General features: G+C 64.2%; 26 protein-coding genes. 12 read left to right on the top strand and 14 right to left on the bottom strand.

Going from position 1 to position 26313, the window contains the following annotated elements; translation table 11 throughout:
- Positions 1 to 166: 166 nt before the first annotated feature.
- Positions 167 to 1477, top strand: a complete 1311-nt coding sequence (locus RPG13_RS29085; RefSeq protein ID WP_292645564.1) for a Mur ligase family protein — start codon at positions 167 to 169, stop codon at positions 1475 to 1477.
- Here the strand turns inward: RPG13_RS29085 and RPG13_RS29080 are convergent.
- The 3 genes from RPG13_RS29080 to RPG13_RS29070 all read right to left on the bottom strand — a co-directional run bounded on the left by RPG13_RS29080 (position 1422) and on the right by RPG13_RS29070 (position 4834).
- The gene (locus RPG13_RS29080; protein WP_292645567.1) at positions 1422 to 2813 is read right to left on the bottom strand and encodes a Mur ligase family protein; all 1392 of its coding nucleotides are present in this window, start codon (positions 2811 to 2813) and stop codon (positions 1422 to 1424) included. The two genes, RPG13_RS29085 and RPG13_RS29080, sit on opposite strands and share 56 nt — an antisense overlap.
- Before the next feature lie 124 nt (positions 2814 to 2937).
- A complete protein-coding gene (locus tag RPG13_RS29075) occupies positions 2938 to 4137 on the bottom strand; it encodes a glycosyltransferase family 4 protein (protein ID WP_128335172.1) in 1200 nt (399 codons plus the stop codon).
- Between the two features lie 91 nt (positions 4138 to 4228).
- Positions 4229 to 4834: a thymidine kinase gene (locus RPG13_RS29070; protein ID WP_095484199.1), complete on the bottom strand. Its 606-nt coding sequence runs from the start codon at positions 4832 to 4834 to the stop codon at positions 4229 to 4231.
- A gap of 267 nt (positions 4835 to 5101) precedes the next feature.
- Between RPG13_RS29070 and RPG13_RS29065 the strand changes: the two genes are divergently transcribed.
- The 3 genes from RPG13_RS29065 to choV all read left to right on the top strand — a co-directional run bounded on the left by RPG13_RS29065 (position 5102) and on the right by choV (position 8193).
- The gene (locus tag RPG13_RS29065) at positions 5102 to 6037 is read left to right on the top strand and encodes a choline ABC transporter substrate-binding protein (protein WP_095484201.1); all 936 of its coding nucleotides are present in this window, start codon (positions 5102 to 5104) and stop codon (positions 6035 to 6037) included.
- A gap of 123 nt (positions 6038 to 6160) precedes the next feature.
- A complete protein-coding gene (choW, locus tag RPG13_RS29060) occupies positions 6161 to 7015 on the top strand; it encodes a choline ABC transporter permease subunit (protein WP_095484202.1) in 855 nt (284 codons plus the stop codon).
- The gene (choV, locus tag RPG13_RS29055) at positions 7012 to 8193 is read left to right on the top strand and encodes a choline ABC transporter ATP-binding protein (RefSeq protein WP_095484203.1); all 1182 of its coding nucleotides are present in this window, start codon (positions 7012 to 7014) and stop codon (positions 8191 to 8193) included. The genes choW and choV overlap by 4 nt, the downstream gene beginning before the upstream one ends.
- A gap of 237 nt (positions 8194 to 8430) precedes the next feature.
- On the opposite strand, the gene RPG13_RS29050 is transcribed toward choV, so the two are convergent.
- Positions 8431 to 9834, bottom strand: a complete 1404-nt coding sequence (locus RPG13_RS29050; protein WP_128241918.1) for an ATP-binding protein — start codon at positions 9832 to 9834, stop codon at positions 8431 to 8433.
- Positions 9831 to 10547 (bottom strand): response regulator transcription factor, encoded by a 717-nt coding sequence (locus RPG13_RS29045; protein WP_337126621.1) that lies wholly within the window; start codon positions 10545 to 10547, stop codon positions 9831 to 9833. The genes RPG13_RS29050 and RPG13_RS29045 overlap by 4 nt, the downstream gene beginning before the upstream one ends.
- 236 nt (positions 10548 to 10783) lie before the next feature.
- Here RPG13_RS29045 and RPG13_RS29040 point away from each other — a divergent pair, with 236 nt between their 5' ends.
- From RPG13_RS29040 to clpS, 3 genes are all read left to right on the top strand, one after another.
- Complete coding sequence (locus RPG13_RS29040) at positions 10784 to 11113, top strand: hypothetical protein (protein ID WP_095484206.1); 330 nt, start codon at positions 10784 to 10786, stop codon at positions 11111 to 11113.
- A 36-nt stretch (positions 11114 to 11149) separates the two neighbouring features.
- Positions 11150 to 11365, top strand: coding sequence for a hypothetical protein (locus tag RPG13_RS29035; protein ID WP_095484207.1), 216 nt, complete (start codon positions 11150 to 11152; stop codon positions 11363 to 11365).
- A gap of 289 nt (positions 11366 to 11654) precedes the next feature.
- Entirely contained in the window at positions 11655 to 11960 is a 306-nt protein-coding gene (gene clpS / locus RPG13_RS29030; protein ID WP_126105247.1) for an ATP-dependent Clp protease adapter ClpS, read from the top strand.
- A gap of 177 nt (positions 11961 to 12137) precedes the next feature.
- On the opposite strand, the gene RPG13_RS29025 is transcribed toward clpS, so the two are convergent.
- Genes RPG13_RS29025 through RPG13_RS29010 form a run of 4 tightly spaced genes read right to left on the bottom strand, consistent with a single transcriptional unit; the run spans position 12138 to position 18981 of the window.
- Entirely contained in the window at positions 12138 to 14237 is a 2100-nt protein-coding gene (locus tag RPG13_RS29025; protein ID WP_128241919.1) for a hypothetical protein, read from the bottom strand.
- 3 nt (positions 14238 to 14240) lie between these two features.
- Positions 14241 to 17066 carry a DUF4159 domain-containing protein gene (locus tag RPG13_RS29020; protein WP_337126620.1) on the bottom strand — a complete coding sequence of 942 codons (2826 nt, stop codon included), beginning with the start codon at positions 17064 to 17066 and terminating at the stop codon, positions 14241 to 14243.
- Positions 17063 to 17977: a DUF58 domain-containing protein gene (locus tag RPG13_RS29015; RefSeq protein WP_337126619.1), complete on the bottom strand. Its 915-nt coding sequence runs from the start codon at positions 17975 to 17977 to the stop codon at positions 17063 to 17065. Before RPG13_RS29015 ends, RPG13_RS29020 begins: the two co-directional genes overlap by 4 nt.
- Positions 17977 to 18981 carry an AAA family ATPase gene (locus RPG13_RS29010; RefSeq protein WP_095484212.1) on the bottom strand — a complete coding sequence of 335 codons (1005 nt, stop codon included), beginning with the start codon at positions 18979 to 18981 and terminating at the stop codon, positions 17977 to 17979. The genes RPG13_RS29015 and RPG13_RS29010 overlap by 1 nt, the downstream gene beginning before the upstream one ends.
- Positions 18982 to 19127: 146 nt before the next feature.
- On the opposite strand from RPG13_RS29010, the gene RPG13_RS29005 reads away from it, so the two are divergent.
- The 3 genes from RPG13_RS29005 to RPG13_RS28995 are packed head-to-tail and all read left to right on the top strand — an operon-like array spanning position 19128 to position 21669.
- The gene (locus tag RPG13_RS29005) at positions 19128 to 19757 is read left to right on the top strand and encodes a DUF1285 domain-containing protein (protein ID WP_126107370.1); all 630 of its coding nucleotides are present in this window, start codon (positions 19128 to 19130) and stop codon (positions 19755 to 19757) included.
- A 14-nt stretch (positions 19758 to 19771) separates the two neighbouring features.
- Complete coding sequence (locus tag RPG13_RS29000; RefSeq protein ID WP_126107371.1) at positions 19772 to 20404, top strand: CoA pyrophosphatase; 633 nt, start codon at positions 19772 to 19774, stop codon at positions 20402 to 20404.
- An 8-nt stretch (positions 20405 to 20412) separates the two neighbouring features.
- Entirely contained in the window at positions 20413 to 21669 is a 1257-nt protein-coding gene (locus RPG13_RS28995) for a CCA tRNA nucleotidyltransferase (RefSeq protein WP_126105252.1), read from the top strand.
- A 251-nt stretch (positions 21670 to 21920) separates the two neighbouring features.
- Here RPG13_RS28995 and RPG13_RS28990 read toward each other — a convergent pair whose 3' ends face one another.
- The 3 genes from RPG13_RS28990 to hemF form a co-directional block, all read right to left on the bottom strand.
- Entirely contained in the window at positions 21921 to 22106 is a 186-nt protein-coding gene (locus RPG13_RS28990) for a DUF1059 domain-containing protein (RefSeq protein WP_023799945.1), read from the bottom strand.
- A gap of 353 nt (positions 22107 to 22459) precedes the next feature.
- Positions 22460 to 22720, bottom strand: a complete 261-nt coding sequence (locus RPG13_RS28985) for a DUF1344 domain-containing protein (protein WP_126105253.1) — start codon at positions 22718 to 22720, stop codon at positions 22460 to 22462.
- 249 nt (positions 22721 to 22969) lie between these two features.
- Positions 22970 to 23884 carry an oxygen-dependent coproporphyrinogen oxidase gene (gene hemF, locus RPG13_RS28980; protein ID WP_126105254.1) on the bottom strand — a complete coding sequence of 305 codons (915 nt, stop codon included), beginning with the start codon at positions 23882 to 23884 and terminating at the stop codon, positions 22970 to 22972.
- A gap of 105 nt (positions 23885 to 23989) precedes the next feature.
- Here hemF and RPG13_RS28975 point away from each other — a divergent pair, with 105 nt between their 5' ends.
- Positions 23990 to 24247 carry a hypothetical protein gene (locus RPG13_RS28975; RefSeq protein ID WP_006202578.1) on the top strand — a complete coding sequence of 86 codons (258 nt, stop codon included), beginning with the start codon at positions 23990 to 23992 and terminating at the stop codon, positions 24245 to 24247.
- A 140-nt stretch (positions 24248 to 24387) separates the two neighbouring features.
- On the opposite strand, the gene soxR is transcribed toward RPG13_RS28975, so the two are convergent.
- Both soxR and RPG13_RS28965 read right to left on the bottom strand, forming a co-directional pair.
- Positions 24388 to 24834: a redox-sensitive transcriptional activator SoxR gene (gene soxR, locus RPG13_RS28970; RefSeq protein ID WP_126105255.1), complete on the bottom strand. Its 447-nt coding sequence runs from the start codon at positions 24832 to 24834 to the stop codon at positions 24388 to 24390.
- 169 nt (positions 24835 to 25003) lie between these two features.
- Positions 25004 to 25462: a tRNA (cytidine(34)-2'-O)-methyltransferase gene (locus tag RPG13_RS28965; protein WP_126105256.1), complete on the bottom strand. Its 459-nt coding sequence runs from the start codon at positions 25460 to 25462 to the stop codon at positions 25004 to 25006.
- Positions 25463 to 25884: 422 nt separating this feature from the next.
- Here RPG13_RS28965 and RPG13_RS28960 point away from each other — a divergent pair, with 422 nt between their 5' ends.
- On the top strand, positions 25885 to 26310 hold the full coding sequence (locus tag RPG13_RS28960; RefSeq protein ID WP_126105257.1) for a hypothetical protein: 426 nt from the start codon (positions 25885 to 25887) through the stop codon (positions 26308 to 26310).
- Positions 26311 to 26313: the final 3 nt, after the last annotated feature.

Genomic DNA, 26313 nt, shown 5'->3' with positions numbered 1-26313 from the left:
AAAGGATGGCGCCGAAGCCTGAAACAAAAAACCCGCCTCGCGGCGGGTGGTTGGCGCAATCAGCACCATGCCCAAATCAATAGCATATCTGCCGTCACAAAGCAACCAATCGCGTTTCTTCACGGTCGACAGGCTGCCACTGGACATTTGGTCAGCCGACGCGACAATGGCGCATGGAATCTGGCTGGGCGGCGCCTTGAACTTCGGCAATGGACTGAAACAATTCCGGCGGCGGCTGCGCGCGCAAGTGCGTGGCCTGATGCGGTCAAGGATGCCGGTCGCCATGATCACCGGTTCCGTCGGCAAGAGCACGACGAGCCGGATGCTGGCACGTATTCTCGAATGTCAGGGGCATGTCGTCGGCCTGACGACGACCGACGGCATTTATGTCGGCAGACAGATGATCCAGAGTGGCGACCGCGCTGGCTACAGCGGCGCGCGCACTGTGCTCGCCAGGCCCGACGTGACCGCCGCGGTTCTGGAGACGGCGCGCGGCGGCCTTAACCGGCGAGGGCTTTATCTCGGACGCTGCGACGTGGCGGCACTGCTCAACGTGCAGGACGAGCAGATCGGCATGGACGGCATCGAAACCGTTGCCGATATGGCCAGGCTGAAACGCAAGGTGACAGACGCCGCTCGGCGCGTCGTGCTTGGTGCTGATGACCCGTCGTGCCGTTTGCTGGCGGAGCAATATCGCCCGGGCCGGGTCACGCTGTTCGGCTTCGAGACACAAGACGATCTGGTCAGGCGTCACATTGCTGGAGGTCACGTCGCTTTCGTGGTCGAACATGAAGCGGGCCGCGAATGGATCGTTCGCCGCCAGGGCGACGCACGCCATTTGGTCGTCGACGCCTGGCAACTGCCTTCCTCGATGAACGGAGCCCTGCGCCACAACATAGCCAACGCAATGGCTGCGGCCGCACTTGCCGACGCCCTCGGCGTCCCTTTGGCCGTCATTGCCGAGGCGCTGCTTTCGCTATCGAATTCGGCAGAAGATTTGCCCAGCCGGTTCAACATTTTTGACCAGTATCCGTTCCGGATCGTGGTTGACCGGGCCAACAGTCCGCCCGCCACGCGGGCTTTGGTTGCGGCAGTGGCCCGAATCCCGGTTTCGGGCCGGCGTCTTTGCATGGTCAGCTGCTGGGGCAATCGCCCAGGGTTCAACTACGAGCGGGTCGCCGCTGCGATCACGCCGGGATTCGACATTTTCATATGCTACGAAGAGCCGATCTTCCGGCGCGGACGGCCGCCAGCCAAGATTGTCGAGTTGCTCAAGGCAGGTCTGATGAACTGCGGCGTGGCGGAAACCCGGATCCACAACGCCGGCAGTTACGAGGAAGGGCTGCGGCTGGCGGCCAGCCTCGCCACGGCGGACGATCTCCTGCTGGTGCTCGGCGCGCATGTCGGCGACATCAAGCCGGTCATGGACGACGTCTTCGGCCCAGTCGGGTTGAAGGACGACGCGGGAAGGGCGTGAAGCGCCGCCAGAGGCTCGCGCGTTTTCGTACCGCGCGCAGTTCATCTTTCTCGGCTGCGCGTATCTCCCGATGTTGCTCGAATGGAATCAGGTATTTCCCGCACTCCAGACAGCTTCTGGGATATCCGCAAACCGGCTCCCAGCAGCGAACATCGTGGTCTGCGGCAAGGGCTATGCGCTCGAGATGCAGATTGCGTGAGCCTTTGACCAGAATGACTTCGTCCGGCCGTTGCGTGGCCCTGACGTGCTCGGCGACTTGGCGGACCGAGCGCATTTCGAGGAAGCGGCCACTGTCGCGATCCTCTTGTGTCGCGCCCGAACGATGGGCATGCTCGCCGACGAAGACAATCTGGTCGCAAATCGCGCGCGCGGCGCGATAGGCGCTGCCATAGGCCTTTGCCGGCTTGCCGGCATAGTCGGCGATATGACCAAGCACCACGCGCTTGTAACCGGCATCGGCATGCCCAAGCATGTCGAAGGCCAGCCCGAGCGAATGAAATGGCGTCTTCGCCGTGTCGACAAAGAACGTCGGCCCCTCACGCACCTGCCATACGCCGCACCGGGTCGGCATCGGCTCGAAGGTAGAGACCCTTTCGGCGATAATCCTGGCATCGACCCCGAGCTCAAGCGCCGCCGCAGCCGCTGCCGCCACGGCAAGCCAGAAATGTTCGGCGATGAGGCGTGTCCTGAGCGCAAGTGCGCCGCCTGGCCAGTGTATCGTCATGCTCAGTCGCTGGGGATAGGCGGCATGAATGTCGCATGCGCGGTATCGGGCGCGCTCCGAGCGGCCGAAGGTCACGGACGGCGCAACGGTGTTCAGTGCCATCGCCGCGATAAGATCATCGTCGACGTTCAGGATGGCGAGGCCGTCCGGTGCCAGCGACTCGACCAGCGCCTGTTTCTCTGCGGCGACAGCAGCTCTGCCGCCGAATGCCGAGTGGTGCTCGTCGGCAATCAGCGTCATGATGGCGATGTCAGGTTTCAGAACCGAAGCCATCCGCGCCATGTCCCCCTTGGCCATGACCCCTAGTTCCATCACCGCATAGGCTGAATTTCGCGGCAAGCGCCAAAGCTTTTCGATCAGCCGGTTGAATGTGTTGCTCACCGTCAATTTGTGGACGGAACCGCTGCCTTCAAGGATATGAGCCAGAAGCTCCGCCGTCGTGGTCTTGGCCGAACTGCCGGTGATGCCGATCACGGTGGCTTTCGTTCGTCGACGGCGCAAGCGCGCCATCGCTACGCGATATTTGCCCTTCAATCGCCGCAAATTGGATCGCAAAGGTCCGGCGCGGTCGAGACCGAGCAGGCGCTTTGCTCGTGCGGAAAGTTGCTCCATCTTGTCGACACTTCCCCCCTGCGGCCCGGCGGGACGACCGGACAGGCGTTCATCTTCTACCTTGTCCACAGCCCGTTGCAACGTTGCGCCAGAGGGAGTCTGCACCGGCGTTGCCAATGTGAGGTTATGGCTTGGCGGCCGGCCGCCGCGCCGACAGGCCGTCGACGGCCTGCAGGATCGACCGTTCGATCGCCGCGAAGGAATGCCTGTCGCGCGCGAACGCCCGCCCCGCATCGGCCATCTTGGCGGCCTTCTGCGGCTCTGCGGCGAAGGTCACGATTTTCGCGGCAAGCTCGCCGGCATCGCGGCCGGACAGAAAGTGCGTGCCTGCTTCCAGGCAGAGCCCCTCGACAGCCTTTTTCGTGGCGCAGATGACCAGTCCGGCGGCCATCGCCTCCAGCACTTTGATGCGGGTTCCGCCGCCGAACCTCAGCGGGATCGGCGCATAGCCGGCGGCGGCCAGCAGGTCCGGCAGGCGCGGTGGGTTTTCGACGAGATTGAGCCCGTGCTTAGCGCAGTAGTGGCGCACGATTCCCCGCGGGTTCTTGCCGGCGACGGTGATCGACCAGTCGCGGCCGGACGCCGCAAAGCGCGGCACCATCTTGCGACCGATCTGCTTGACCGCGTCGATGTTGGGGAAGTAACCGAGGTGGCCGATAAAGCAGAGGCGGATTTCCTGGTATCGCCGGTCGGCAATCGGCAGGGAAAGCACGGTCTCGTCGGGGATGGGATTGGCGATCACCTTGACGAAGTCAGGGGCAGGGGCCGGTCCCAGTGCCAGCGTCGCCCGGTCCGCTTCGGAGCAGACCCAGACCTGGTCGGCCGTCTTCGCGGCGAGGATATCGGCTTCGCGTGCCTGGGCAATCTTGGCCCGATGCTCGCGAAAACTCCGCAGACGCTGCCACAAGGACAGCGCGCCGATGCGGTCCGCCAGCGTGCGCGAATCGATGTTGTGCAGGTCGACGACGGTCCGACCGCCATGCTCCGGGGCCAACGCCAGCAATTGCGAAAGCGCGATGTCTTCGACCACGACGAGGTCGGGCGCGAAATTTTTCCAGATCGCGGCCGCTTCGGCCAGTTCGTCGGCCGGGATCAAATGCACGGTCGGATGCGCGCTGCGCTTCTGCCAGGGGCCGCGACCGCGGGCCGCCTCGATGATCCGGTGCCGGATGTTGAGCGGCGGGGAAGGCGCCGGCCCGCCAGTGAAGCTCACGGTCAGAACTTCGCCGAGCGCGGTGAGCGCCCGCGCATTGGCGGCGTTCCTGATTTCGGCGCCTGAAACCGGCGGATACGGACAGTCGACCGTGAATTGCAGAATTTTCATTTTGGCCCCCGCCTGGATCGTAGCTGGGCACCGATGAAAGCGAAATAGGGCTGGTCAGGCTCAATGCATGTCGCACAAAAGCATGTGCGCTTTAGGTGAAGCCGATGAAATCGTCGGGCGAGGCGCGGCCCATTTCCTCTTCCCAATGGCGGCGGCAGAGCGAGACATAGACATCCTTGCCGATCGCCACCTGTTCGCCCTGTCTCGCCACCTTGCCGTCCGCGCCAAGGCGCACGACCATCGTCGCCTTGCGGCCGCAGCGGCAGATGGTGCGCACCTCGCGCAATTCGTCTGATATCGCCAGAAGCGCACGCGAGCCGGAAAACAGCTTGCCCTGGAAATCCGTGCGCAGGCCGTAGCACATCACCGGGATGTCCAGCCGGTCGGCGATGCGGGCGAGCTGCCATGCTTGCTCCTCCTCGAGGAACTGTGCCTCGTCGACGAAGACGCAATGCACCGTCGTATGGTCGTGATGCTCGGCGACCCGGGCGAACAGATCGTCGCCGTCGCGGAACATCTCGGCTTCCGTCTCAAGGCCGATGCGCGACGAGATCAGCCCGGTATCGCCCTTGCGGTAGTGGCCGGCGACGAACAGCATCGTCGTCATGCCGCGCTCGCGGTAATTGTAGGAAGCCTGCAGCAGCATCGTCGTCTTGCCGGCATTCATCGTCGCATAGTGGAAGTACAGCTTGGCCATGCCGCCCTTTTAAGCCGAGTTCGCATGGCGCGGGGAGGGGGCGTCCTCACATTCCACCGGAAAGGCGCATTTCATCGGAAAAGCGGCTGGCCAGCAGAAAAGCGGCTGGAGCAGCAGGCAGCGTGTCGCTGATCGGCCAGTCCGCGCCGTTGATCGCGATTGCCTTATTGCTTGAAACCGCACCAGAATGGTGTTTGGCTGACGAAACAAAGCGGAGATAAAAACCGTAACTTCGCTTCGCCAAAGAATCGAAATGGGAGAATTTTTATGTCGCGTCTCAATTCCTTCGTCGCCGGCCTCGGCCTGGCGGCTTTCCTGTCCACCAGTGCAGCTTTCGCCGCCGATCCGGAAAGCTGTAAGACGGTGCGTCTCTCCGATGTCGGCTGGACCGATATCCAGGCGACGACCGGCGTCGCCTCGGTGCTGCTCACCGCGCTCGGCTACGAGCCGGAAGTGATCCAGCTTTCGGTGCCGGTGACCTACGCGTCGCTGAAGAACAAGGACCTCGACGTCTTCCTCGGCAACTGGATGCCGTCGATGACCGCCGACATCAAGGAGTACACCGCCGACGGCTCGGTCGAGACCGTCAGCGAAAACCTCAGCGGCGCCGGTTACGGCATCGTCGTGCCGACCTATGTGGCGGACGCCGGCGTCAAGACGCTGACCGACCTCGGCAAGTTCAAGGACAAGTTCGACGGCAAGATCTATGGCATCGAGGCCGGCAATGACGGCAACCGCATCATCCTCGACATGATCAAGGACCCGGCGACCAATCTCGAAGGTTTCGAACTGGTCGAATCCTCCGAGGCCGGCATGCTCACCCAGGCCGAGCAGTCGATGAAGAACAACGAATGGATCGCCTTCCTCGGCTGGACGCCGCATCCGGTGATGGGCGCCATGAAACTCGCCTATCTCGACGGCATGGGCGACAGCGGCTTCGGCGCCGCCACCGTCCATACCAACGTGCGCAAGGGCTACATGACCGAATGCCCGAATGTCGGCAAGTTCATCGCCAATCTGAAGTTCAATCTGGACATGGAAGGCGAGATGATGGACGCGATCCTGAAGGGCGGCGACGCCAATACGGTCGCGACCGACTGGCTGAAGAAGCACCCGGATGCGGTCACCCCCTGGCTTGCCGGCGTGACCACTTTCGACGGCGGCGATGCGGCGGCGGCGGTCAAGACCGCGCTCGGAAGCTGAGCCGATAACCTTGAATTCGGGATAATTGGAACGAGGGCAGCCACGTAGAAAAGGCTGCCCTTTTTCATATCCTGTGACAAGATGACCGCCCGGCAAGGACGGCGCCGACAGAAGAGGGGCTAGATGGATCCGATCTCCAAATTCCTGGTCAGCTACAAGATTCCGATAGGCGCTTGGGGAAAGGCCTTTTTCACCTTCCTCACCGACAATTTCAACACCGTCCTCAGGGCCTTTTCCAACGGTCTCAATTTCCTGCTCGATGGGATGGTCGACGGACTTCTTCTGTTGCCGCCCGTCCTGCTCATCGCTTTGATCGCTTTGCTCGCCTATGTCCTGCAGCGCTCGAAGGGCCTGGCGCTCGCCGTCTTCATCGGATTGCTGTTCATCCTCAACCAGAACCTCTGGAAGCAGACAGTGGAGACGCTGGTGCTGGTGGTTGCCGCCGCCGCCGCCTCGATGGCAATCGGCGTGCCGCTCGGCATCTGGGCCGCGCACAAGCCGAAGGTCTACCGCATCATGCTGCCGGTGCTCGACCTGATGCAGACGCTGCCGACCTTCGTCTACCTGATCCCGGTGCTGACCTTGTTCGGGCTCGGCAACGCGCCCGGCCTGATCGTCACCATCATCTTCGTCATCCCGACCTCGGTCCGTCTCACCCATCTCGGTGTCGTCTCGGTGCCGAAATCGATCATCGAGGCCGGCGAGGCCTTCGGCGCCACCAGGCGCCAACTGCTCTGGAAGGTCGAGCTGCCTTCGGCCCTGCCCACCATCATGGCCGGCTTGACCCAGTCGATCATGCTGTCGCTGTCGATGGTGGTGTTCGCGGCCCTTATCGGCGCCGGCGGCCTCGGCACCGAGATCAACCGGGCGCTCGGCTCGCGCAGGATCGACCTCGGGCTTGAGGCCGGCCTCGCCATCGTCGTGCTGGCCATCGTGCTCGACCGGATGACCCGCATTGGCGTTGGAGGCAAGAAATGACCGTCGCCGTCGATTTCAGGAATGTCGATATCGTCTTCGGCAGCGACCAGGCCGGCTCGCTTGCGCTCATCGACAGCGGCGCCACCCGCGCCGAGATCCTCGAAAAGACCGGCAACGTGCTGGGCTGCGCCGGGGCAAGCCTCACCGTGCACGAAGGCGAGATTTCCGTGCTCATGGGCTTGTCCGGCTCCGGCAAGTCGACGCTGTTGCGCGCCGTCAATCGGCTGAACGTCGTTTCGCGCGGCCAGGTTCTGGTCAAGGACGGCGACAAGACCGTCGATGTCGTCACCTGCGACGAGGCCACCCTGCGGCGGCTGCGGCAGAAGCAGGTGGCGATGGTGTTCCAGCAGTTCGGTCTGCTGCCGTGGCGCACGGTGGAGGAGAATGTCGGCCTCGGCCTCGAGCTCGCCGGCGTGCCCGAAGCCGAGCGCAAGGAGCGCGTGCATCGCCAGCTCAAACTGGTCAATCTCGACCAATGGTCGAAGAAATATGCGCACGAGCTTTCCGGCGGCATGCAGCAGCGCGTCGGGCTGGCGCGCGCGTTCGCCACCGAAGCGCCGATCCTGTTGATGGACGAGCCGTTCTCGGCCCTCGACCCGCTGATCCGGACCAAGCTGCAGGACGAGCTGCTGCAGCTTCAGGCCGAGCTGAAGAAGACCATCATCTTCGTCAGCCACGACCTCGAGGAAGCGCTGAAGATCGGCAGCCACATCACCATCATGGAAGGCGGGCGCATCGTGCAGACCGGCGCGCCGGAAGACATCGTGCTGCGCCCCGCCAACGACTATGTCCGCGACTTCATCGCCAATGTGAATCCGCTCTCGGTGCTGACCGCCTGGAACGTGATGCGCGACCGCCGCGACCTCGACCACGGCGAGGACGGCTGGGTGTGGCTCGACCGCCGCAAGACGACGCGTTTCAAGATCGACGAGCACGGGTTGGTGGCGGCGGCCGAGCGTGACGGCAAGCCGGCGTTCTGGGTGTCCTGCGCCGATGTCGAGGCGCAGCCGGAGGAGACGGCGCAGGTGTTCTGGGCCAATCCCGGCACCTCGCTGAAAACCGTGATGCTGGCCATGCACCGCTCGCAGACCGCGCCCGTGGCGCTGTTCGACGATCAGTCGCGCTTCGTCGGCGCCATCGGCATCAGGGATGTGTTGAGCGCGGTGTTGAGGCGGTAGTTTTCTCCTCGGGAGGAGAGAGAAAAACAACTGCCGCGCTCCTTCGCGCCCCCCTCTGTCCTGCCGGACATCTCCCCCACAGGTGGGGAGATTGGCTGTCATTGCCGATTTCGCCAACTACAAACGTTGGAATGTGAGAGCCGTCTGCGAAACTGCCGATCTCCCCCCAAGTGGGGGAGATGGCCGGCAGGCCAGAGGGGGGCGCGAAGGAACGCTGCCTTGGCCCGATACCGCCAGCTACGCCAGCGGCAATCTTAGCTCCGTCAGCAAGCCGCCGCCGGGGTGATTGGACAGGCTTACCTCGCCGCCGGCGCTGCGGGCGATGTTGCGGGCGATCGTCAGGCCAAGGCCGAGGCCGCCGGTCTGGCGGTTGCGGGACTGTTCCAAGCGCACGAACGAGCCGAACACGGCGTCGAGCTCGGCCTGCGGTATGCCTGGCCCCTCGTCGCGGATGGCTAGCGTGATCGTCTTTCCCGATCGATGCAGGCTGAGATGCGCCCTCTTGCCGTAGGTCACGGCGTTCTGGACGAGATTGGTGACGCAGCGCCTGAGCGCGACCGGCCGCGCAAGGCAGATGACGCCGCGCGAGCGCGTGTCGTCATTGTCGAACGAGACCTCCTCGTAGCCGTCGGCGACCGATTCCACGAGCGACCAGAAATCGATCCGTTCGCTCTTCTCCTCGGTTACCTCGAAGGTGGCGAAGTCGATCACCGAGCTGGCAATCTCCTCGATGTCGGCGAGGTCATGCGTCAGCGCGGCGCGAACCGCCGATTTCCGCAGCAGTTCGAGACGCAGCCGCATTCTTGTCAGCGGCGTTCGCAGGTCGTGCGCGAGCGCTGCTGCAAGATGTTCGCGATCCTCGACATAGTCGCGCAGCCTTGCCTGCATGGCATTGACCGCTTTTGCCGCGGTGCGGATCTCGCGACTGCCGGTCTCGATGATCGGCGGGCTCTTCAGGTCGTTGCCGATCCGTTTCACTGCGGTTTCCATCATCCGGTAGGGCGCGGTCAGCCGGCGCAGCGACCATATCGACATGGCCACCACCAGCCCGGCGATCAAGGCATAGAGCGGCAGGCTGTCGAAGCTCAATATCGGCCCCATCGGAGTGTTCGGCTCGGTGAAGTTCAGCCATTGGCCGTCGGCGAAGCGGAGCGACGCTGTCAGCTTGTCGCTCTGGGCGAAATCGGCGGCCAGCACTAGGAGGTCTCGCTCGACCTCGCCGACATCGCGACCCTCGATCGCGCCCCCGTCGTCGGCTTCCCGTGTCGCCGGATCGCGCCGAACCCGCGCATCGGTAATGCCGAATTTCGACAGCCGCCCGACCAGTATGTCCTCCAGTTCGGCCAGTTCGTCGTCGCCCGCTATCGACGAGGCGACGGCGGGCGTGTCCGAAACGGTAAGCGCGTAGGTCGCGTTGGACAGGCCGGATGCGGTGGCCTTGCGTGCTTCGGGCGAGGCGGCATGCATCAGTTGCACCAGCGAGAAGGCGCGATCATTGAGCCTGTAGAGATCGACCACGCCGTTGGCGGCGGCACGGTCGCGCGAGACGATGTAAAGCGTCGTGATCTGGCTGATCAGCAGGCCGGCGATGACGATGAGCAGCACCCAGACGGGCAGGGTCTGCGGCAGGACGCGTCTCATTCGGAGGTCGTTTCGGGCAGGAACTGATAGCCGCCGCTGCGCACGGTCAGGATCAGTTTCGGCGTTTTCGGGTCGTCCTCCATCTTGCGCCGCAGCCGGCTGACCAGAATGTCGACGCTGCGATCGAAGCTGTAGCCGCTGTCGCCGCCTGACAGTTCGATGAGCTGGTCGCGGCTCAACACGCGCTGCGCGCTCTTGACGAACGTCTGCAGCAGGTTGAACTCCGCCATGGTCAGCTCGACCCTGACGTCGCCCGGCGCCATCAGCCGACGGCGCGAACAGTCCATCGTCCAGCCGGCGAAATGGTACATCTGCCGCGAGGTGGGCCGCCGCGGCTCGGCGGCGCCGTTGCGCCTAAGCACGGCTCGGATCCGCGCCAGCAGCTCGCGCGGATCGAAAGGTTTCGGCACGTAATCGTCGGCGCCCATTTCCAGCCCGACGACGCGGTCGGTCGTCTCGGTGACGGAGGTCAGCATGATGATCGGCGTCGCATGGTTGGCGCGAAGATCGCGACAAAGCTCCAGCCCGCTCTTTCCGGGCAGCATGACGTCCAGAACGATAAGGTCAACCTGCGCGCGGCGCAGCACGGCTTCCATCTCGGTACCGTCGGCGGCGACCGACGTGTGCAGCCCTCGTTTCTGGAAGAACTCCTGAAGCAGGTCGCGAATGCCCTTGTCGTCGTCGACGATCAGTATGTGCGCGTCGGATTTCACTGAGAGCCCTGCCGTCATTGATGGCGAAACCGCCGTTCGATAATCACCCACACGATAGAATTCAGGCCATATGTTGGCCGGTGACGATAAGCGATCCCGAACAGGTTGCTCAGAAACAATCCAGAAACAAAATTCTACAGTTCGGAAAAACTCCCGAAAAAAATCAAAGGCATAAGTGGTGCCGTGGCGGTCAGGTCATCGGCTGCGGCACGCGTTACGGGATTACGGACAAACCAATGCAAAGGTTCTCGATCAGCCTGATGGGTGTGTTGCTCGGCATCTCGCTTATCACCGCCGCGGTCGAACAATCCTATGCAAAGGTGGCCGATGCAAAGGTGGCCGATACAAAGGCGGCGATCACCCGGAGCGAGCGTTGCAGCGATCTGAGCCGTCAATTCGACGAAGCCCTCGAAACCCATGCCGCGGCAACGCAGGTCACCGCGGCGAAGGCACTTCAAAGGAAGGGAAACCGGTTCTGCGCCAACAAGAAACAGGCACAGGGAATCCGGATGCTCGCCAACGCTTTGAAGCTGCTTGGAGTGACACCGATCGACCCCGTTCAGTGACGCTCAATCCGATCTGCACAACAAGGAAACGAAGCCATGAAAAAGTCCCTCCTCTCCGCTCTCGGTCTCGCCATCGCGCTTGCCTTCTCGATGCCGGTTCTCGGCGCCAGCAGCGCCAACGCCGCCACCACGACCGCGGCTGCGACGACCGCGACGACCGCTGCGCCGGCCAAGATGGTGAAGAAGGTCGCCGCCAAGAAGACCGTCAAGAAGCACAAGAAGCACGCAGTCAAGGCAGCTCCGAAGGCCTGATCCAGCGACATCTCTTGTCCACTAAGAAGACCGCTCCAGTTGCGATGCGCCTGGAGCGGTCTTCTTTTTCGTCCCAGATGGGCGGCCTCTGTCGCGGAGCCAATCGAAATTCCCGCCGGGCTTCGCTGCACCAAGCCGTTGAACGGCAACCGGCAGTTCCCACATAGGCATGGACTTGTGAACGGCCGCACCCGCTTGGAAGGCGGTTTGTGTGCGGCTCAAAATGGACGATCGCTTTCGTTCATGTCAGAATAAAAGCGAAATTCTTGCGCGCAACTGCCGGGTTCCGATGCCTGAAATCACGACAAAACCCCGCACCAAGACGCAGCCGAAGATCGAACGGCCGAAGCTCTACAAGGTCATCCTCCTCAATGACGACTTCACGCCGCGCGAGTTCGTGGTGACGGTGCTCAAGGGCGAATTCAAGCTGAGCGAAGACCAGGCGCGGCGGGTGATGATCACCGCTCATCAGCGCGGCGTCTGCGTCGTCGCCGTCTTCACCAGGGACGTCGCCGAGACCAAGGCGACGCGGGCGACCGATGCCGGCAAAGCCAAGGGCTATCCGCTGATGTTCACGACGGAGCCGGAGGAGTAGTGCGGTTCGCGTTCTTCCTTCTCCCCTTGTGTGGGAGAAGGTGGCCGAGCGAAGCTCGGTCGGATGAGGGGTGCTCCAGCTTGGCACTGCCGACACTCCGTCCAACACCCCTCAACCGTCTTGGCGCTACGCGCCAATCCACCTTCTCCCACAAGGGGAGAAGGAAAGACGATGCTGCTACCGCCCTTCGCGGTACCACATCGAGCCCAATGCCAGAAGCAGCAGGCCGAGGCCGAGGAATCCGCCGAACAGCGGCACGCGCGAGACCGCCTTCAGCACGCTGTCGTCGGTGGTGCGCAGGCCGATCCAGTCGTTGCCGCTCGCGGCGCCCGAAGCGCGGACCGGGACGACCGAGGGCAGCGTCACTCCGCCTGTGAGGTTGCCGACGGTCGACCCAAGCGCCGATGATGGCGCCAGCCGGCGCACGCTGCCGCCGGTGGCCTCGGCCGGCGCTTTCAGCCGGCCCTCGGTGGAGACGACGTCGGTGAATTCAGGCGCATTGACCGGGCCGACATGGGCAAGCGCCTTCAGGTCGCCATTGCCGACCTGGTAGAGGCCGATCTCATTGGTCTCGATGCTGCCCAGGAAGACGCCGGGTTCGGCTCTCTCGAGCTTGACGGTCAGCGCCTTGCCGGACGGGGTGATGATTTGCGCCGGGCCGGGGTCGTCGCTCATCGTCTGGCGGCGGATTTCCAGCATCATGCCGCGGCCGTCGGCGGTCAGCCGTTCCTCTTCGAGTTCGGGCTCCTTCATCAGCCAGTGGGCAATGCGGCGGTAGAGCTGGACATGCGGGCCGCCGCCCTCGAAGCCGCGCGCCCACAGCCAGCCCTGGTCGGACAGAAACATGCCGACGCGGCCTTCGCCCTTGCGGTCAAGCAGGAGCAGCGGACGGTTGTCCGCGCCCTTCATCACCGCCTCGCCCTCGGGGTTCTCGACACCGATGGTGCGGAACCAGCGGCTCCAGTGCGGCGGCTCGGTGGCGGAGCCGTCGAGCCCTCGCGTCACCGGATGGCGCTGGCCGAGCTCGGTGAGGCGTGGATAGAAGGCCTTGTCGACAACTTCGCCGGTCGGCATCGCCGGCAGCGCCGACATCAAAGGCGTGCGGGCGATCGAGCTTTCACCGGCATATTCGGGCCCTGCCGCGATCAGCAGCGCGCCGCCTTTTTCGACATATTCGGCGATGTAGTCGTAATAGAGGATCGGCAGCACGTCGCGGTGCTGGTAGCGGTCGAAGATGATCAAGTCGAAATCCTTGATCTTTTCGACGAATAGCTCGCGCGTCGGAAAGGCGATCAGCGACAATTCGTTGATCGGCGTGCCGTCCTGCTTTTCCGGCGGCCGCAGAATGGTGAAGTGGACCAGATCGACCGAGGCGTCGGACTTCAGCAAATTGCGCCAGGTGCGCTCGCCGGCATGCGGCTCGCCGGAGACTAGCAACACGCGCAAATTCTCGCGGATGCCGTCGATGAGCGCGATGGCGCGGTTGTTGGTGTCGGTGAGTTCGCCGGGCTCGGGATCGATGGCGAGTTCGACGATGTTGCGGCCGGCGCCGGGAATGGTCACTTGGAGCGGCATGGCCTGGCCGATGGTGGCGCGCTCGACCGAAACCTGCTCGCCATTGACCGACACGCGCACATCGACCGAGCCGGCCTCATTGTTGGTGCCGATGACGCGATAGGTCATTTCGAGCGGCTTGCCGACCAGACCGAAGCGCGGCGCATTCTCGAAGCGGATGCGGCGATCCTTTTCCTGGTCGTTGCCGGTGATCAGCGCGTGCAGCGGGGCGTGGAAGTCGGGTGTGCCGGCGGGGGCGTCATGCACCTCGCCATCGGTGATCATGATGGCGCCGCCGATGCGCGAAGGCGGCACGTCGCGGAAAGCGCTTTCAAGCGCACCGAAAAGCCGCGTTTCGGTGCGCTCCTCGGCGGCTTCCGACTTGCCGGCCTCAACAACGCGGACGTCGAACTGCTTGAAGCGGCCGAGGCGCTGCTGAAGCCCGGCCAGCGCCTCGTCGGTCTGCTTGGTGCGTTCGCCAATGTCCTGGCTCTGGCTGCGGTCGACGACGACGGCGACGACGCTTTTCAGCGCCTCGCGCTCTTCGTCGAGGGCCACAGGGTTGAGCAGGGCCGCACCCAGCGCGAGCAGGGCGGCGAAACGGAAGACCGCGCCGCGCTGGCGAAACCACAGGCCGACCAGTGCCAGCAGCAACAGCGGCGCCAGCACCAGGCCAAGCAGTGGCCAGGAGATGAGCGGTTCGAAGGCAAGCGACCAGTTCATGGCTTACTGCCCCAGCCGTTCGAGCAGCACCGGCACATGCACCTGATCGGATTTGTAGTTGCCGGTCAGCATGTACATCATGATGTTGACGCCGGCGCGCAGCGCGTAAATGCGCTGCATCGGATCCGACGGCACGGTCGGCAAAAGCGGATCGCCATTCTCGTCGACCGCCCAGGCGCCGGCGAAATCATTGGCGGTGATCATGATCGGCGAGACGCCGTCGCCGGTGCGAACCGGGCGGTTCTCGGTGTTGCTGGCTTCGAGCGACGCCGCGACCCAGAGCGGGCTGCCGGCGAAGCGTCCGGGAAACTCAGGCAGGATGTAGAAGGATTTGGTCAGCACATGATCCGACGGCACCGGTTCCAGCGGCGGCACGTTGAGATTGCCGAGGATGTCACGCAGCCGCTCCGTCGCCGGGCTGGCCGAATCCGCGCCGATGCCGGTGGCGAACTGGTCGCGCGTGTCGAACAGCACCGTGCCGCCCTGCTGCATATAGGCGTCGACGCGGGCGATCGCGGCCTGGCTCGGCATCGGCGCGGCAGGGTCGATCGGCCAGTAGATCAGGGGGTAGAAGGACAGCTGGTCCTTCGAGATATCGACGCTGGCCGGCGCCCCCGGCTCGAGCGCGGTCTTCTCGATCAGGAAGCGGGTCAGGCCCTCCAGCCCGGCCCGGCTGATCGAATCGACGCTCTGTTCGCCGGTCTGCACATAGGCGATCCGGGTCTTCGAAATGTCCTCGATCGCCCGGTCATCGCCCGGTTTGGCATCGTCGGCGCGGGCGATGTCGGTGTGGCCGCCCAGGGCGCCGAGCGCAATCAGCAGGGCGGCGGTGGTTGCGGCAGCAGTGCCGGCGCGGCGCGGCCGGCGCGAGAACAGGCCACCCATCCAGAACACGGCCAGCGTGTCGAGCACCATCAGCAACAGTGCTGCCGCCACCAGCGGGCCTTTCAAATTGTGCGATTCGTCGAAAGCGTACTGGATGGTGGTGACCGGCACGGTGATCTGAGGACGGACCAGCGGCGCGAAGCTGCTTTCGGCATTGAGCAGATTGTGGGCGAAGACGCCGGTTTCGGAGCCGTACAGGCCGGGCGGGTTCTCGAACGTCACCGGCAGCGGGCCGGCACCCGGCACCAGCGGCCTTGCATCCGGCGTCGGCGGCACCAGCGTGCCGTCGGCCGATATCATGCGGTAGGGCGCCAGCGAAGTGGCGGCGGCCTCGGCATTGGCGACCGCCGCACCCTGGTTGCGCGACAGTTGCACGATGCGGCGCAGCATCTCGACGAAGCTGCCGGAGATCGGCAGGTTCGACCAGGTCGCCTCCGGCGTGACATGGAACAGGACGAGCGTGCCCTTGCCCTTCTTCATTCCGGTCACCAGCGGCGTGCCGTCGGCAAGCGTGGCCCAGGTGCGCTCGACGATATCGGGCGTCGGCTCAGCCAGAACCTGCCTGGTGACGGTGACCTCGGCGGGCGGAGCGAGGTCGGCGAAGGGACCGGTCTTCGGAAAATCGGTGACCGCCTGCGGCGTCGTCCACGACAGCGCGCCGCCGAGCGAGCGCTCGCCGGTGCGCAGCCTGACCGGCAGCAGATCGTCGTCATTGCCGCCGGCGACCAGCCGCGAGCCGGCGAACCGCACCAGCGTGCCGCCATTGTCGACCCAGTCGACCAGCCTTTGCCGCACCTGCTCCGGAATGGTGCCGACATCGGCCATGACGATCATCGCCGGCTTCTGGTCGAGAAGCTGCGGGATGGCGTCGGCGAGATCGGCGCTCGACGGCTCAGCCAGATCGGCGAAGGGCTGCAGCGCGCGTCTGATATAGTAGAGCGGCGACAGAAGCGGCTGCGCCTGGTCGGCCTCGGCCTGCGACAGCAGCCCGACGCGGCGGCGCTTGGAATTCTCGTCGAGCACGCGGACGGCGCCGGCCTGCCGCTGGCCGTCGAGCGTGATCGAGGCGAAGTCGTTGCGCAGCTCGAACGGCACCGCCATCGTGCCGGTGGCGGTGGATTCGCCCGGCGAGAAGGTCAGCGTGGCGTCGGCGATGCGGCGGCCCTTATCGTCAAAGGCGCCGGCGGTCACCTGAGCCGGCGCCGGATCGCCCGGCGCGCGGATGGCGGTCAGCTCGAAGCCGTCCACCTGGTTGTCGGCGCCGGTCAGGCCGATCAAGGCAGGCCGGTCGGAAACGGCCCAGACGACACGGGCGGCGTTCTTCGACAAAAGCGTGTTGAAGGCGGCCTCGTCACCTTCCGCCGCCAGACCGTCGGCGAGCACGGCGACGCTGGCGCCCGGCAAGCTCTCCAGGGTTGCCGCGACGCGGGCGTAGACGGCAGGGCGGTCGGTCGGGATCGGCCGCGGCTTTGCCGCGCGCAGCCGGTCGAGCGCGGCGGCGGCGTCGAAGGGGCCGATCTCGGCATTCGGCTTTTCGGCGGTGAAGGCGATGATGACAGGCACCTCGTTGGAGCTGGCATCGGCGATCAGCCGTTCGGCCGTGGCGACGCGCTGACCCCAGTCGGCGGCACTTGCCCAGTCATTGTCGATCACCAGCGCAAGGGCGGCGCCTTCGGCCGGCAGTTTTTCACGCGGGTTGAAGACAGGTTCGGCCAGCGCCGCAACGATAAGGGCCGCCATCAGCAGCCTGAGCAGCGTCAGCCACCATGGGCTCTGTTGCGGCGTCTCCTCGCGCTTCAGCACCCGGGCCAGGATCTTCAGCGGTGGGAATATCTCGGTCTGCGGCTTGGGCGGGGTGAACCGCAAAAGCCACCAGATCACCGGCAGCGCCAGAAGGCCCCACAGCACCATCGGCGCCCCGAAGGAGAGCGGCAGCCAACTCATGCGCGGATCCTCCCGGCTGAGCTGCCATCGACGGTCATCGCCATATGGACACGCACCAGCGCATCGGAGGCGAGGCGATCGGTGTGGTTGACCGTGAAGCTCCAGCCGAGCCGCTTGCACCAGTCGGTCAGCTCCTGGCGGCGGGCGATGTAAAGCAGTCGGTATTCATCACCCAGCGTTTCGGCGCGGCCGGCGGTCAGCTTGTCGCCGGTCTCGGGATCGGTGAATTCGGTACGGCCGGCATAGGGAAATCTCTCCTCGGCCGGGTCGGCGACCTCGATCAGATGGGCACGCACGCCGTGGCGGGCGAGCACGTCGAGCCAGGCGATGGTGTCCTCGACCGGATCGAGGAAATCGCTGACGATGACGATGTCGCAGAAGCGGCGAATGCCGGACAGGTCGGGCTTTGCCGGCAATTCGCCGGCATGGGTGAGTTGCGCCGCGATACGCTCGGCGCCGTTGCGGGCGGTGAACGGATCGGTCAGCCCGGGCCAGGCGATACGCTCGCCGCTGCGCGACAGAAGCTCGGCCATGGCCAGCGCCAGCACCAGCGCGCGGGATTCCTTCGAGACGGTGGCTCCGGTCGATTTGTAGAGCATTGAGGGCGAGGGATCTGCCCACAGCCACACCGTATGGGCCGCTTCCCATTCGCGGTCGCGCACATAGATGTGATCGTCACGAGCCGAGCGGCGCCAGTCGATACGTGAGGAATCGCCTTCGACATAGGGCCGGAACTGCCAGAAATTCTCGCCGATGCCGCGCTTGCGGCGGCCGTGCCAGCCGGCGATCACCGTGTTGACGATGCGGCGCGCCTCGACCAGCAGGTCAGGGACCAGCGACGCCCGCAACCGGCCGCGGGCGAGCGCGTCACGCGTCGCTGCCGGTGCCTGGGCCTCGCCTACACGCGCCATCAGATGCCTTTTGCCAGTTTCGCCACCACGTCGCGCACGGTCGTGCCCTCGGCACGGGCGGCAAAGGTCAGCGCCATGCGGTGCTGCAGCACCGGCTCGGCCAGCGCTCTGATGTCGTCGACCGACGGCGCCAGCCGTCCGTCGTAAAGGGCGCGGGCGCGGGCGCACAGCGTCAGCGCCTGGCTGGCGCGTGGGCCCGGGCCCCAGGCGACGTGTTTATCGGTCTCGGCATTGCCCTGGCCGGGGCGCGCCGAGCGCACCAGCTGGAGGATCGCCTCGACGACGCTTTCCGGCACCGGCATGCGGCGGATCAAGGTCTGGATCTCCTTCAGCCGCGACGGCTGCAGCACGTTCTGCGCCTTAGCATCCTCGATGCCGGTGGTTTCCAGGAGGATGCGGCGCTCCGCCTCGATTTCGGGATAGAGGATGTCGACCTGCATCAGGAAGCGGTCGAGCTGCGCCTCGGGCAGCGGATACGTGCCTTCCTGCTCTAGCGGGTTCTGCGTTGCCAGCACGTGGAACGGCGCCGGCAGGTCATGGCGGACACCGGCAATGGTGACGTGATATTCCTGCATCGACTGCAGCAGCGCCGACTGGGTGCGCGGCGAGGCGCGGTTGATCTCGTCGGCCATCAGCAGCTGCGCGAAGATCGGCCCGGAGATGAAGCGGAAGGAACGCTTGCCGAATTCGTCCTGCTCCATCACCTCGGAGCCGAGAATGTCGGACGGCATCAGGTCGGGCGTGAACTGGATGCGGCGGGAATCGAGGCCGAGCACGATGCCCAGCGTCTCGACCAGCTTGGTCTTGGCGAGGCCGGGCACGCCGACCAGCAGCGCATGGCCACCGGCCAGCAAGGCCACCAGCGTGCGCTCGACGACGCTTTCCTGGCCGAAGATGACGCGGCCGACGCCATCGCGAACCCTGGAAATGTCGGCCAGCGCCGTCTCGGCCTGGTCGATCATATCCTTTTCGCTGATCGGGCTTTCCTTGATCATCACGCTCATGCAGCATCGATCCTTCTCGTTGGAAATACCGGCTTGCACCTTCGACGCCGCAGAATGCCGCGATTCGGCCTCGCATGGCGCCTGTCTTTGAACTTAAATCACAGACTTAGGCTGACAAGCGGAACAACAGTGACTATTTCGTGACCATGACAGAACGCGCCGAGGATCGTGAAGAGAGTTTGACGGCCGTCGCTGAGGCGCGGGGACTGGAGGCGCTGATCTCGCGTGCCGCCCGCGCAGGTAAGGGGCCGGCGCCGGTGGAGCGCTGGAATCCGGCCTTTTGCGGCGATCTCGACATGGAGATCAGACAGGACGGCACTTGGTTCTACCTGGGCACACCGATCGGCCGCATGCCGCTGGTGCAGCTGTTTTCCTCCGTGCTGCGCAAGGACGAAGACGGCAAGACCTATCTGGTGACGCCGGTGGAAAGGGTCGGCATCCGCGTCGCCGATGCGCCTTTCATCGCCGTCGAGATGGACGTTTGCGGCACCGGCGATGGCCAAGTCATCACCTTCCGCACCAATGTCGGCGATGTGGTCGAGGCCGGGCCGGACCATCCGCTGCGCTTCGTCGACGAGGATGCGACCGGTGGCCTGAAACCCTATGTGCTGGTGCGCGGACGGCTGGAGGCGCTGGTGGCGCGGCCGGTCATGTACGAACTGGTCGAGCATGGCGAAGAGATCGAGGTCGGCGGCAGGAGGATGTTTGCCGTCCGCTCGAAGGGCGCGGTCTATCCGATCATGCCGGCGGAAAAACTGCAGCGGCTGAGCGCGTGATGGGGCAGCGTATGATGGATCAGGTGACGCCGGTGCCGTTTTCCGCCGAGGATTTTCGCGCCCGTGTCGCGGCACAGCCGCTAGCGCATGCCGCAGACGATTACGGCGACCATCGCTTCAATCCCGGCCATCCGCGTTTAAAGCTCGCGAAGGCCCTGCGCGATGCCGCGGTGCTCATCCCGGTGGTCGATCACGGACGCGACGCCACGGTTCTCCTGACCAAACGGGCGGAAAACCTGCGCAACCATTCGGGGCAGGTGGCTTTTCCAGGCGGCACGATCGACCCGACCGACGCGAGCCCGGAGACGGCGGCATTGCGCGAGACGTTCGAGGAGATCGGTCTTGGCCAGGACCGGATCGAGATCATCGGCCGCATGCCCGATTATGTCTCCGGCAGCGGCTATCGCATCGCCCCGGTGTTGGGGATCGTGCAGCCGGGTTTTTCACTGACGCTGAATTCCGAGGAGGTCGACGCCGTCTTCGAGGTGCCGCTGCGCTTCCTGATGGACCCGGCCAACCATGGCCGCGACAGTCGCATGTGGAACGACCTGGAATGGGTCTTCTACGAGATGCCCTATGGCGGCCAGCGCATCTGGGGCGTCACCGCTGGCATCATTCGCACGCTCTATGAAAGGCTCTATACGTGAGCGGCCGGATGTCGCTCGCGGGCAAAGCCGACTGGCTCGGCGAAAAGCACCTGCAGCGCCTGCTGGCGGCGCTGGCGGATGGCGGCGAGGAGGCGCGTGTCGCCGGCGGCGCGGTGCGCAATGCGCTCATCGGCCAGCCGGTCGCCGACGTCGATATCGCCACCACTTGCCTGCCTGATGAAACCATCCGCCGTGCCGAGGCGGCGGGCTTCAAGGCCGTGCCGACCGGCATCGAGCACGGCACCATCACGATTGTCGCCGGCGGCAAACCGTTCGAGGTGACCACGCTGCGCGCCGACATCGAGACCGACGGACGGCGAGCCAAGGTGTCGTTCGGGCGCGACTGGAAGGCCGACGCGCAACGGCGAGATTTCACCATCAACGCACTCTATGCCGAGGCCGACGGCACGGTCGTCGACCTGGTCGGCGGCATCGCCGATATCGAGGCGCGCCGGCTGCGCTTCATCGGCGATCCGGAGGCACGCATCCGCGAGGACTATCTGCGCATCCTGCGCTTTTTCCGCTTCTTCGCCTGGTATGGCGACGGCCGGCCCGATGCCGAAGGACTGAAGGCTTGCGCCCGGCTCAAGGAGGGGCTCAGCCAACTCTCGGTCGAGCGCGTCTGGTCCGAGCTGAAAAAGCTGCTGGCAGCGCCCGATCCATCGCGCGCCTTGCTGTGGATGCGCCAAGCCAGCGTGCTCACCAGCGTTCTGCCGGAGAGCGAGAAATGGGGCATCGATGCGATCCATGCGCTGACCAGGACCGAGAAGGATCTGGGCTGGACGCCGGACCCGCTGCTCAGGCTGGAAGCGATCGTGCCGCCGGATGTCGCGCGAATGAAGACGCTGGCTGAGCGGCTGAGATTCTCCATCAGCGAAGCCGTCCGTCTCAGGCAGTGGGCGCTGACCGCGCCTGTCGAGCCGAAGACGACCGAAACGGAACTCGCAAAACGGCTCTACCGTGGCGATCGTCAGGGCTTTGTCGATCGTTTGCGGCTGTCGCTTGCTTCGGCTCGAGCCCGCGCGGTCGAGGACAATGACGCGTTGCTCGAAGCCGGCGGCTTCTCGCGCCTGCTGGCCTTCGCCGGAAAATGGAAAAAGCCCGACTTTCCGCTCAAGGGCGCCGATCTGACGACGCTTGGCGCGTCGCCCGGGCCGAAACTCGGCGCAACCTTGAAAAACCTCGAAAACGAGTGGATCGAGTCCGGCTTTGCGCTGGATCGCGGCGCGCTCCTCAATCGCGCCGCAGAAGCACTCGAAAGTTAGAGACCGTTTGGAAACTCTACTCTGGCGGCCATCTGGTGGCGTTTTCTGCGCTTCCGGTGCTCACGGACCCAGCGCATGACCCCGGAAACCGAAATCGGTTTCCGGAAAGGATCATGCGTCAACCAAAGTGTTAGAGCGTCCTTTGCGCGTCCAATGGACGCGCGGCGCTCTAATGTCCGCTGCGCTCCGGTTCTCGAAACCACCACCATATGACTCGCCAGAGCGAATTTCGAAACAGTCTCTTAGGTAAATCAGGCCGCGTCGCGGGCCTTTTCGATGCGTGAACGGATCGCTTCGATCATCGTCTCGCGGATGATCGTCTCGCCATGCGTCTCACGCATGTGCTCGACCGCGCGACGCATGATCTCGGCTTCCTCGTCGGCGCGCGTATGCCAGTCACAACCCGGAACGAGCGAGCCGCAGTGGAATTCCTTCATCGGATTTTCTCCCTTTTCCTCCTCGGAGCTCCGCGCATTTGCTTGGGCACGGAAGCTCCAGCACCTTTGATCGACGCATGATCCCTGTCGAAAACCGGTATCGGTATTCGGGTCATGCGCTGGCCGAGCAAGCATAACACGATCGACTGGTTTTGGTTGCGTTAGAGCGCCGCGCGTCCGGAGGACGCGCAAAAGACGCTCTAACATTATTTGTTATCTGCGCATGATCCTTTCCGAAAACCGATTCGGTTTTCGGGGTCATGCGCGAAAGATCGAAAAGGCGGAGCAGCGCTGCTCCGCCCTCTTACGCTACCCCAGAGACAAGACTGTGTCTTGCTCCAGCGGGCAGGCCGTCACTTCACGATCCTGACTGCCTCGGCAATTTTGTTGTTGCCGCTCATGTCCCACGAAACGCGGACCTTTTCGCCGGCCTTCAGGCCAGGATCCTTGAAGGCCTTGGGCAGCGTAAAGGTAGATCCGTCATCCAGAACAAGGCTCATGGCCGTTCCATCATAGGTCTTGACCGTGCCCGTGGTGTGCTTGACCGCCGCGAAGGCAGCGCCACCAGAGGCAAGAACGGCAGCAGCCGCAGCCGACATAATAAGCTTGCGCATGGCATGCTCTCCTGGAAAATGAGGGCACCTGATTGGGGAGGTGCCCCACTCAATTATGGGCCGTCCGGTCGCGTCGGGTCGCGGTTCTAGAGGAGGCGAGAACCGCTGGCGCTTCCCGGCCCGGAAACGAAAAATAGTCCTGTTTTTTCAAAGGGATATTGGACGAAAAAGATATCCTGTGCGCCACATTCACCGCCAAAATCAGGCGATTTGGACCTGATTGCGGCTCACGTCCAACTCACCGAGATTTTACGGCCATTTCACCTCTGGCGGCAGACTGGACAGGATCGAGGCGACGTTGCCGCCTGTCTTCAGCCCGAAGATGGTGCCGCGATCGTGAAGCAAGTTGAATTCGACGTAGCGGCCACGGCGGATCAGCTGTTCGTCGCGGTCGCCGTCGGTCCAGTTGTCGTTGAAATTGGCCCGCACCAGATGTCCGTAAACGACGAGAAAAGCGCGCCCGACATCCTGGACGAAGTTGAAATCGGCGTTCCAGCCGCCTCTGTCCTCGTCCGAATGCAGCCAGTCGAAGAAGATGCCGCCGGTGCCGCGCGGTTCGTTGCGGTGCGGGAGATAGAAATACTCGTCGCACCAAGCCCTGAATTTCGCGTGGTCGGCCACCGCCGGATGCTTCTCGCAGGCGAACTGCATGGCACGATGGAAGGCAACCGTGTCCGGGTCTTCCTGTGTGCGGCGACGGTCGAGCACCGGCGTCAGGTCGGCGCCGCCGCCGAACCACTGACGCGAGGTGACGACCATGCGCGTGTTCATATGCACGGCCGGCACGTTGGGGTTCCACGGGTGCGCGATCAGCGAAATGCCGCTCGCCCAGAAGCGCGGGTCCTCCTCGGCGCCCGGCATCTGCTTCCTGAACTCCGGCGAGAACTCGCCATAGACGGTGGAGGTGTGGACCCCGACTTTCTCGAAGACGCGGCCACGCATCATCGACATGATGCCGCCGCCGCCCTTGCCGGCATCACGCTCCCACTGCGTCTTTTCGAAGCGACCGGGCGACCATGAGGCCTGCGGTCCCTGCAGGTCCTGCTCGATCTGCTCGAATGCGGCGCAGATGCGCTCGCGCAACGTCTCGAACCACAGCCGCGCCTTCATCTTCTTCTGCTCGATGTCGGCCGGCAGCCCCGCCGGTATTTCGGGTCGTTGCAAATGCCGTCTCCGGTTGCGGGGCGCACCCCGACAAATGACTCGTCTTTTCCGGCCGCGATCCCTAATCTGTTGGGTGCAAGGGTCAAGTGTGAATGGAGTTCTTTCGTGCGCACTCCGGCAAGACCGCCGCTGGATGGCCTGAAGAAGAGGCTCGACCGTTCGCGCGCCGAGCGCGAGCGCATGCCGCGCGACGGGTTCCTGCGCGAGACCTTCGTGCTGCCACGCTCCGATGCGCGGCTCAAGGCGAAGGAGTGGTTCGAGCGCTTTCCCAAGCAGGCCTACTGGACCGAGATCGAAAGCTGGTTCGAGCGGCCGGGCGACGTCATCGAATTCACCATCAGGCGATTGCCGGCGGCGGACTAGGGTGTGTTGATATTCAGGTGATGCCGGCCTGCAAACGGCGGGTTCCTGCGCTTCCGGTGCTCACGTACCAAAAGTACGCTCCGCTCCGGTTCTCGGAAACCACCGTTTTCGACTCGGCCTGACCTGAATCTCAATACACTCTAGCGCGCGACCAACAACCGCCTTGCGCCCGGGCCTTGGGCGCTCAATCGGTCTTCCTTGTTCCTCAGCGGGCACTTGTCGATCGACATGCACCCGCAGCCGATACAGTCGGTCAGCCCGTCACGCAGCTTTTTCAGCTGGGCAATCTTCTGATCGAGCTGGTCGCGCCAGGCCGTTGAAAGTAGGTTCCAGTCCGCGCGCGTCGGTGTGCGGCCTTCAGGCAGTGATTCAAGTGCAGCACCGATCTCGGCCAGCGAGATGCCGACCTCCTGCGCGATCCTGATGATCGCCACACGCCTCAGCACATCGCGGCCGTAGCGCCGCTGGTTGCCCGATGTGCGGTGGCTGCGGATCAGTCCGCGCGCCTCATAGAAATGCAGCGCCGATACCGCCACCCCGCTTCGCGTCGCCACTTGGCCGACCGTCAATTCCGTCACCGCAGCCATTCGAATTTTCCGCTTGACCTCAAGTTAAGTTGAGCTTGTAACGAAGAAATCCTGGACATGCAAACCGCAGGAGAAGGCGATGTGCGCCTGGGTGAGAATGACAAGAGAGGGTGTGGTCGCCGGCCAGAAAGCGGCGATAATCGCTGCGCCCACTGAGGGCCTGCAAATCCTATCCGAGCTGCCGGATCGCCTCGCCGGCCACCATGGCGACGGAGAGCGCGACGTTGATGCTGCGCGCGCCGGGCTGCATCGGGATGATCAGTCGCGCATCCGCCGCCTCGCGGACAGGATCCGGCACGCCTGCGGATTCACGGCCGAACAGAAGAACGTCGGCGTCGGCGAAGGCGAAATCCGTGTAGGCGGTCGCGGCTTTGGTCGACAGCAGCACCAGCCGCCGCGCTTCGCCTTTGCGCCAGCTCTCGAAGGCGTGCCAGTCGACATGCCGGGAAAGCCGCGCCATTTCGAGATAGTCCATGCCGGCTCGTTTCAGCGCCCGGTCGGAGAGCGGGAAGCCGGCCGGTTCGATGATGTCGACGCCGAGACCGAGGCAAGCGGCGAAGCGCAGGATTGTCCCGGTGTTGCCGGCGATATCCGGCTGGTAGAGCGCGATGCGGAGACGATCGTTCATTTCCACGCCATTTTGATCCGTGGCAGATCGGCCACAGGGGCCGCGCGGTTTTGGAAAATGCTGGACTGGCGGGTGGTCATTTTCTGCGAAGTCGGTTATACGCCGGGCATTGTCAACCCGAACCGATGGAGGGGTAATTCATGATGACCATGTACATCCAGCGCCCCTCTTGTGGGCTTACCAGCCTGCCGGCGGTTTCGGTACGACGATTCTCCTGACCTTTTAGACTTCGATCGCACCGATTCTTAGCCGAAACCTTTTTCGGTCTTCGAAGGAATCCTGCGATGTTTTTCAAGCTGTCGAAGGGGCTGAACGCCCCACCTGAACACGCCTCTGGGCAATCCCTGCCTTTCGCTGGCCATTCGCCCGCGAGCAGGCCGGATTCACCCTTTTACCCGTATTTTCATATGGAGGACGGACCGATGTTCGATCCCTGCAAAATTCCCGGTTCAAGAAGCCTGCACGAGCGCAGGATGGCGACCTGGGCGCTTTTGATCGGCGAAACCTATTCGTCGGCGGTTCACGCCGAGACCCGTCGGCGTCCGCATCGCGGTATGCTGCCGGACGTCGATTTCTCGCGCGCGGTCCCCGACCGCAGCCGGCCGTCGCTGGTGCGCCGGATCATCAGGCTGATCCGCCCTGGCGCAAAAACAGGCGCGAAACTCCGGGTCGTCGACAGAGCGCTGTCAGGATCGTCAAACGAGCCTGTCGGCGAAAAGCTCGCAACACCTTATACTGCGCGAAGCAGGACCGGCGGCCCGGGTGATTCCGGGACGCCGGTCTTTGTCGCCACGCGATCCCATGACGCTACCCGCTCCCGGGACGCTACGCGTTCCCGCGCCGCGTGAGCG

Source organism: Mesorhizobium sp. ISC15 (genome assembly GCF_037162615.1).
GTDB lineage: Bacteria > Pseudomonadota > Alphaproteobacteria > Rhizobiales > Rhizobiaceae > Mesorhizobium > Mesorhizobium mediterraneum.
The sequence above is the reverse complement of the archived record's forward strand: the minus strand, read 5'-3'. Positions and strand labels throughout refer to the sequence as shown.

Coding starts and splice junctions, on each gene's coding strand:
- RPG13_RS28960 (WP_126105257.1), top strand. CDS start 25,885: ATGTTCGATCCCTGCAAAATTCCCGGTTCAAGAAGCCTGCACGAGCGC.
- RPG13_RS29015 (WP_337126619.1), bottom strand. CDS start 17,977: ATGGCGCGTGTAGGCGAGGCCCAGGCACCGGCAGCGACGCGTGACGCG.
- RPG13_RS29035 (WP_095484207.1), top strand. CDS start 11,150: ATGAAAAAGTCCCTCCTCTCCGCTCTCGGTCTCGCCATCGCGCTTGCC.
- RPG13_RS29000 (WP_126107371.1), top strand. CDS start 19,772: ATGGATCAGGTGACGCCGGTGCCGTTTTCCGCCGAGGATTTTCGCGCC.
- RPG13_RS28995 (WP_126105252.1), top strand. CDS start 20,413: ATGTCGCTCGCGGGCAAAGCCGACTGGCTCGGCGAAAAGCACCTGCAG.
- RPG13_RS29025 (WP_128241919.1), bottom strand. CDS start 14,237: ATGAACTGGTCGCTTGCCTTCGAACCGCTCATCTCCTGGCCACTGCTT.
- RPG13_RS29005 (WP_126107370.1), top strand. CDS start 19,128: ATGACAGAACGCGCCGAGGATCGTGAAGAGAGTTTGACGGCCGTCGCT.
- RPG13_RS29075 (WP_128335172.1), bottom strand. CDS start 4,137: ATGAAAATTCTGCAATTCACGGTCGACTGTCCGTATCCGCCGGTTTCA.
- RPG13_RS29010 (WP_095484212.1), bottom strand. CDS start 18,981: ATGAGCGTGATGATCAAGGAAAGCCCGATCAGCGAAAAGGATATGATC.
- choV (WP_095484203.1), top strand. CDS start 7,012: ATGACCGTCGCCGTCGATTTCAGGAATGTCGATATCGTCTTCGGCAGC.
- RPG13_RS28985 (WP_126105253.1), bottom strand. CDS start 22,720: ATGCGCAAGCTTATTATGTCGGCTGCGGCTGCTGCCGTTCTTGCCTCT.
- RPG13_RS29020 (WP_337126620.1), bottom strand. CDS start 17,066: ATGAGTTGGCTGCCGCTCTCCTTCGGGGCGCCGATGGTGCTGTGGGGC.
- RPG13_RS29070 (WP_095484199.1), bottom strand. CDS start 4,834: ATGGCCAAGCTGTACTTCCACTATGCGACGATGAATGCCGGCAAGACG.
- RPG13_RS29080 (WP_292645567.1), bottom strand. CDS start 2,813: ATGGAGCAACTTTCCGCACGAGCAAAGCGCCTGCTCGGTCTCGACCGC.
- RPG13_RS29065 (WP_095484201.1), top strand. CDS start 5,102: ATGTCGCGTCTCAATTCCTTCGTCGCCGGCCTCGGCCTGGCGGCTTTC.
- RPG13_RS29085 (WP_292645564.1), top strand. CDS start 167: ATGGCGCATGGAATCTGGCTGGGCGGCGCCTTGAACTTCGGCAATGGA.
- clpS (WP_126105247.1), top strand. CDS start 11,655: ATGCCTGAAATCACGACAAAACCCCGCACCAAGACGCAGCCGAAGATC.
- RPG13_RS28990 (WP_023799945.1), bottom strand. CDS start 22,106: ATGAAGGAATTCCACTGCGGCTCGCTCGTTCCGGGTTGTGACTGGCAT.
- soxR (WP_126105255.1), bottom strand. CDS start 24,834: ATGGCTGCGGTGACGGAATTGACGGTCGGCCAAGTGGCGACGCGAAGC.
- RPG13_RS28965 (WP_126105256.1), bottom strand. CDS start 25,462: ATGAACGATCGTCTCCGCATCGCGCTCTACCAGCCGGATATCGCCGGC.
- RPG13_RS29040 (WP_095484206.1), top strand. CDS start 10,784: ATGCAAAGGTTCTCGATCAGCCTGATGGGTGTGTTGCTCGGCATCTCG.
- choW (WP_095484202.1), top strand. CDS start 6,161: ATGGATCCGATCTCCAAATTCCTGGTCAGCTACAAGATTCCGATAGGC.
- RPG13_RS29050 (WP_128241918.1), bottom strand. CDS start 9,834: ATGAGACGCGTCCTGCCGCAGACCCTGCCCGTCTGGGTGCTGCTCATC.